7 protein-coding genes and 2 tRNA genes are annotated in these 5,275 nt (G+C 48.3%); 1 reads left to right on the top strand and 8 read right to left on the bottom strand.

The features are described 5' to 3' along the window. Positions 1–90 precede the first annotated feature (90 nt). On the bottom strand, positions 91–744 hold the full coding sequence (locus KNQ13_RS15410) for a TVP38/TMEM64 family protein (protein WP_026830351.1): 654 nt from the start codon (positions 742–744) through the stop codon (positions 91–93). 158 nt (positions 745–902) lie between these two features. On the opposite strand from KNQ13_RS15410, the gene KNQ13_RS15405 reads away from it, so the two are divergent. Then, complete coding sequence (locus KNQ13_RS15405; RefSeq protein WP_014971509.1) at positions 903–1,568, top strand: haloacid dehalogenase type II; 666 nt, start codon at positions 903–905, stop codon at positions 1,566–1,568. Between the two features lie 45 nt (positions 1,569–1,613). Here the strand turns inward: KNQ13_RS15405 and KNQ13_RS15400 are convergent, their stop codons facing one another. The 7 genes from KNQ13_RS15400 to KNQ13_RS15370 all read right to left on the bottom strand — a co-directional run bounded on the left by KNQ13_RS15400 (position 1,614) and on the right by KNQ13_RS15370 (position 5,057). Beyond that, complete coding sequence (locus tag KNQ13_RS15400) at positions 1,614–2,183, bottom strand: hypothetical protein (RefSeq protein ID WP_026830352.1); 570 nt, start codon at positions 2,181–2,183, stop codon at positions 1,614–1,616. A 28-nt stretch (positions 2,184–2,211) separates the two neighbouring features. Continuing rightward, entirely contained in the window at positions 2,212–3,219 is a 1,008-nt protein-coding gene (gene tsaD, locus KNQ13_RS15395) for a tRNA (adenosine(37)-N6)-threonylcarbamoyltransferase complex transferase subunit TsaD (protein ID WP_026830353.1), read from the bottom strand. Next, complete coding sequence (gene rimI / locus KNQ13_RS15390; RefSeq protein WP_026830354.1) at positions 3,216–3,674, bottom strand: ribosomal protein S18-alanine N-acetyltransferase; 459 nt, start codon at positions 3,672–3,674, stop codon at positions 3,216–3,218. Before rimI ends, tsaD begins: the two co-directional genes overlap by 4 nt. Continuing rightward, positions 3,667–4,320 carry a tRNA (adenosine(37)-N6)-threonylcarbamoyltransferase complex dimerization subunit type 1 TsaB gene (tsaB, locus tag KNQ13_RS15385; protein ID WP_026830355.1) on the bottom strand — a complete coding sequence of 218 codons (654 nt, stop codon included), beginning with the start codon at positions 4,318–4,320 and terminating at the stop codon, positions 3,667–3,669. Before tsaB ends, rimI begins: the two co-directional genes overlap by 8 nt. Further along, positions 4,317–4,763, bottom strand: coding sequence for a tRNA (adenosine(37)-N6)-threonylcarbamoyltransferase complex ATPase subunit type 1 TsaE (tsaE, locus tag KNQ13_RS15380; RefSeq protein WP_014971514.1), 447 nt, complete (start codon positions 4,761–4,763; stop codon positions 4,317–4,319). The genes tsaB and tsaE overlap by 4 nt, the downstream gene beginning before the upstream one ends. Positions 4,764–4,870: 107 nt before the next feature. Beyond that, positions 4,871–4,947, bottom strand: a tRNA-Met gene (locus KNQ13_RS15375). A 33-nt stretch (positions 4,948–4,980) separates the two neighbouring features. Further along, positions 4,981–5,057: transfer RNA gene (locus tag KNQ13_RS15370), tRNA-Met, on the bottom strand. Positions 5,058–5,275 lie beyond the last annotated feature (218 nt).

Below are 5,275 nucleotides of genomic sequence, written 5' to 3'. Positions count from 1 at the left end.
CTTGATCTTAAACGCCTTCGTATATTTGACCATAAAAAACACCCCATAAAAGTTGGATTTTTATGTCCAACTTTTATGGGGCAGTTCACATCAGCCGAGGTTCTTTTTTGCTTTCCAGCGTTTTTGGATGTACCACGGAACAATCGTCAACACAACAAAAACAGTGACGGCTCCGATGATGATGCGTGGATCCTTCGAAACGATACTACTCCCTAAAAAGTTATAGGCAAACGTTCCGGGAATGATGCCGATCAACGTCGCGAGGAAAAACGGCAATAACCGGACCTTCGATAACCCGGCGGCATAACTGATCAAATCAAAGTTAAAGATCGGCAGCAAACGGAAGATCAACACATAGATGAATCCATTTTTCTCAAGTTGGTGCTGAATTTGTTCGACTTTACCGGCACTGTCCTTCTGCTTGATCAGGCCGGTGCCCAGTTTTTTGGCGACGAGAAATGCGACGACGGCGCCCAGTGTCGCCCCGATGACCGTATAAACGGTCCCCATAAGAGCGCCAAAAGCCAGTCCGCCTGTAATCGACAAGACGGAAGCCGGGAAAAAAATCAGTGGACGGATCGTATAAAGCAGAATGTAGAGGATAGGTGCCCACATTCCGAACGATAAAATCCATTCTTTGATATCCGTCGGGTTAATATCGAGATAGGCACGGCTGAACCAAATCAGTCCGCTGATGATCAGGACCAGCAGAAGAATTCGAATAATTTTTTGTTGGCGTGTCATAAAATGTCTCATTTCCTTTCCAGTAGACCCTGGTCTTATCTATCAGTTCCCGAATCCGGCTCGCGTCACGCCTTCTTCTCCTAATTGAATGTGTTTCAGTGAAGTTGGTTTGCGGGAACTACGTAAAAGAGACTATCTCAACTAGAAGGGTGATACTTATGACACAATCGATTAAAGCACTAGTCTTTGATGTATACGGGACCTTATTCGATGTCCATTCCGTCAAAGTAAAAGCAGAAGAATTGTACCCGGGACATGGGGAAGCGATCAGCCAGGCCTGGCGCCAAAAGCAACTCGAGTACTCGTTTTTACGTCAGTTGAACGGTCAATACGTTCCATTCAGCCAAGTCACGCGCGACGCACTCCGTTATGCGCTCTTACAATTAAAATTGCATATCACGGAAGAGAATATCACGGAACTGATGGATGTGTATCTGAAACTCAACCACTATCCGGAAGTCGATACCGTGTTGCAACAGATGGGGGATAAACAACTGGCGGTTTTTTCAAACGGCTCACACGATATGCTCGATCCCTTGATCGAACAATCCGGACTAGCAGACCGGTTCGACCACATCATCAGTGTCGATGACATCAAACAATACAAGCCCACTCCGGCCTCATACATGCATGCCCTCAACACCCTTGGTCTGAAACGAGAAGAGGTCCTGTTCATGTCGTCAAACGGTTGGGACATCACCGGCGCCAAAAGTTTTGGGTTTCGGACGGCCTGGATCAACCGGTCGAGTCTGCCTGTCGAAGAGTTGAACCTTGATCCGGACAGTATTTATGATGATCTAACCGGTTTGCTCGAATGGAAATGAAAAAAGCGATGTTTACCTAGACTCTAGGCGAACATCGCTTTTCATTTAATAATTGGACAGACGGGAGTACCCTTTTTTAAAGAGATCCAGCTTCAAGCCGCCGTCTTTCTCGATGAAAAACAGGTATTCTTTTTGATCGGTATCTTTATAAAAGACTTTGTAAAGCGTCAACGTCCGTTTTTTATTGTTTTCACTGGCCATAACCTGGTGCTTCGAGATGACCTCCGCTTGGATTTGTTCCGCATCGAGTCGGTCGATCATCGGTTGGAAGGATTTCTTTTCTTGCTCCGTTGCCGGCTTGCCTGGTGCAATCGTAAAGAAGTCATCACTTGCCTTATTCGTCAAACCGTATTTCCGGTCTACCAATACAACGTTCTTTAATTCACCGTTGACGGTCTGATCAAACGCATACAGCTTCTCAATCCGTGTCTGTTCCCCTTCCGCCCGACCAATTTCGTACAGGGGCTGCAGTTTCGTATTCGCTTCGACTGCTTTTTTATCTGGTACAAGTTCTTCTTTATAGGCGATTTGATACGCATCGACGATTTCACGAATCTGTAAGCCGATTGCGACAATGACGAGCACACCTAATAACACGATGATGACTTTTTTCATTCCATTTCCCCCATGTCTCTCGAATTCCTTACTTTAAATCTAGCCCAGGTTCGGCATTCATGGCAAGTGTCGATTGGCGACCGGCACGATATGGATGAATCGCTGCTGCTCCGATCATCGCGGCATTATCACCGCATAAGTGCATCGGTGGAATGACTAACTCGATGTCTTCCCGTTGACAGGCCTCCGTCAAACCCTTGCGTAACCCTTGGTTCGCCGCAACTCCGCCGGCAACGAGCAGCTGTGTTCCGCCTTTTTCTTTGACCGCACGAATTGCTTTTGTGACGAGGACTTCGACGACGCTTGCTTGAAAACTGGCTGCCAAGTCTTCCGGGATGATGACTTCTCCCCGTTGTTCTGCATTGTGGACGGCATTGATGACAGAGGATTTTAAGCCACTGAAACTAAAGTCATATGACTCTTTCTCAAGCCAAATCCGTGGGAAATGGAACGTATCCTGTCCCGTCTGTGCCAGTTGATCAATCCGGGGACCACCTGGATACGGGAGCTTCAAGGTCCGCGCCACTTTATCATACGCTTCTCCGGCTGCATCATCACGGGTTTCCCCGATTACTTCGTAGACGCCGTCTTCCGGCATATAAATCAATTCCGTATGTCCCCCTGAAGCAATCAAACAGACGAGTGGAAACTGAAGTTCTTGCACAAGACGATTGGCATAAATATGACCCGCGATGTGGTGAACACCAATCAATGGTTTACTATGAGCAAAAGCCAATGCTTTTGCCGCGCTGACACCGACGAGGAGGGCACCTACAAGACCCGGTCCTTCCGTGACGGCAATCGCATCGATCTCATCGATCGTGACGCCTGCTTCCGTCAAAGCATCATCAATGACATATGTGATCCGTTCCACGTGATGACGGGAAGCGACTTCCGGCACGACCCCGCCAAAACGCTTATGACTCTCGATTTGAGACGACACGACATTCGATAATATTTCTGTTCCACCTCGCACGACAGCAGCGGCTGTCTCATCACAACTGGATTCAATCGCTAATATCAACGGTTGTGTCATAGCTCGTCTCCTTCTAGTTCCAGCCAATAGATGGCTGCATCTTCATTATTATCTTGGTAATATCGTTTTCGTGTTCCGGCATACAAAAAGCCCAGTTTTTCATATAACGTCCGAGCTGGTGTATTCGAGACACGGACTTCAAGAGTCATCGCCCGTAAGTCAAGCTGTTGTGCCTGTCCGATCAATGCGATCAGCAACGCTTCACCAATTCCGTTCCCTCGTGCTCCCCGCTTCACCGCGACGTTCGTGATATGGCCTTCATCGGCAATGTGCCAGAGTCCCGCGAATCCGATGATTTCTTCGGTCTCTGCGACCAAATAATAGGCATTCGGATTTTGCGTCATCTCCGCAACAAATGCTTCCAGTGTCCACGGCGTCGCAAAGGATTCGCGTTCCACGGCATGAACGCCAGGTGCGTCCGCGACCGTCATTTTTCGAATCAAGACGTTACTCATGACGTTGTGCCTCAATCCATTTGGCTTCTGCTTCCGCGAGACGCAGGTAACGTGGTTCAAACGAATGGACATCGACCGGCTGACGTGTTGCGCCAAGCATCGCCAACACACCGGCGCGTGGTGCGCGGAATGCCGGGTCAACGATTGTGAACGGTTGAAGTTCCGATACGAACTTGTCCGTATCCCCCGTCACTTTCGTATCCACCGGCAAGTTCTTGACGAAATCTGCGACCAATGTATGTTGCTCTTCTCCGACCAACTGACCGTTTTCGTAGAGACCAACGAATCCTGTTCCGCGGCGGGCGTCTTGAATCGCTACGATGCGACCGGTTGAGCCGGCGGATGCCGCCATCAATTCAAGTGTCGAGACGGGAACAAGCTCGATTCCTAATGTATAGGCTAATGTCTTGGCCGTTGTTGCTCCAATCCGAAGACCGGTATAAGAACCCGGTCCATCGGCAATGACGACACGTGTCAAATCGCGCGGTGACCAGCGGACTTCCTGCATCATGCGCTCAAGCAAAGGCATCAGTTTCGTCGCATGGTTCAACGAGGTCACATAAGAGGCTTCTGCCAAGATCTGTTTCCCGTCCGATAACGCAACAGACAGTTGTTTCGTCGATGTATCAATCGCTACGATTTTCATGGATTTAACCCCTCACATATCTTGATGTACTGTTCACCGATCGGTTCAAGCAAAAAACGACGTGAGTCATCGCCCGTCCGTTCAATCGTGATCGCAAGGCGTTCGGGTGGAAGGACATCAGCAATCAATTCCGACCATTCGACGACAGCGACACCATCTCCATTCAAATATTCTTCAAGACCGATGTCATCTCCACCTTCGAGACGGTAAACATCCATATGGTAAAGCGGCAATCGTCCAGTATAGACCTTCATGATCGTAAACGTCGGACTGTTGACGTTTCGGGTAACACCCAGCCCCTTGGCGAATCCTTGGGTGAAGGTTGTCTTTCCTGCCCCTAAGTCCCCGTCCAGCGTCACGACCATCCCTTTGAAGGCACGGTGTCCCAGTTCAACGGCAAGCGCCGTCGTCTGTTCGAGATTCGTCAATTCAAGTTTCATCATCTGTGTCCCTCCTCCTTTTCTCTTACTCCATTGTACCGAACAAAAAAGGCAAAAAAAAATACGAAACGCTGAACGTTTCGTAGTAAAGTTGAAGTTAAGTTTAAAATTGGTTGCGGGGGCCGGATTTGAACCGACGACCTTTGGGTTATGAGCCCAACGAGCTACCAGACTGCTCCACCCCGCGACGATAAACGTTTCGGATTTGAATTATAAAAATTGGTTGCGGGGGCCGGATTTGAACCGACGACCTTTGGGTTATGAGCCCAACGAGCTACCAGACTGCTCCACCCCGCGATGATATAACGTTTCGACAGATATTAATATAACATGTGTTTTTAAAAAATACAAGCGTTATTTCATTTTTTTGTTGTTTTTTCTAAAAGAACTTATAGTAACATCATTTTTTTGACTGCTTTTTAAAAGAAAAACCGACCTGCTGTATGCAGATCGGTCCTTTCAATGGCCTGGCAACGTCCTATCCTCACAGGGGGAAGCCCCCAACTACTTTCGGC

Source organism: Exiguobacterium sp. s128, from assembly GCF_018618815.1.
GTDB lineage: Bacteria > Bacillota > Bacilli > Exiguobacteriales > Exiguobacteriaceae > Exiguobacterium_A > Exiguobacterium_A antarcticum.
This window is presented reverse-complemented; position numbering and strand designations above follow the sequence as displayed.

Bases quoted from the DNA above. Each gene is read 5' to 3' on its own strand.
- KNQ13_RS15405 (WP_014971509.1), top strand. From the start codon at position 903: ATGACACAATCGATTAAAGCACTAGTCTTTGATGTATACGGGACCTTA.
- rimI (WP_026830354.1), bottom strand. From the start codon at position 3,674: ATGAGTAACGTCTTGATTCGAAAAATGACGGTCGCGGACGCACCTGGC.
- KNQ13_RS15400 (WP_026830352.1), bottom strand. From the start codon at position 2,183: ATGAAAAAAGTCATCATCGTGTTATTAGGTGTGCTCGTCATTGTCGCA.
- KNQ13_RS15410 (WP_026830351.1), bottom strand. From the start codon at position 744: ATGACACGCCAACAAAAAATTATTCGAATTCTTCTGCTGGTCCTGATC.
- tsaE (WP_014971514.1), bottom strand. From the start codon at position 4,763: ATGATGAAACTTGAATTGACGAATCTCGAACAGACGACGGCGCTTGCC.
- tsaB (WP_026830355.1), bottom strand. From the start codon at position 4,320: ATGAAAATCGTAGCGATTGATACATCGACGAAACAACTGTCTGTTGCG.
- tsaD (WP_026830353.1), bottom strand. From the start codon at position 3,219: ATGACACAACCGTTGATATTAGCGATTGAATCCAGTTGTGATGAGACA.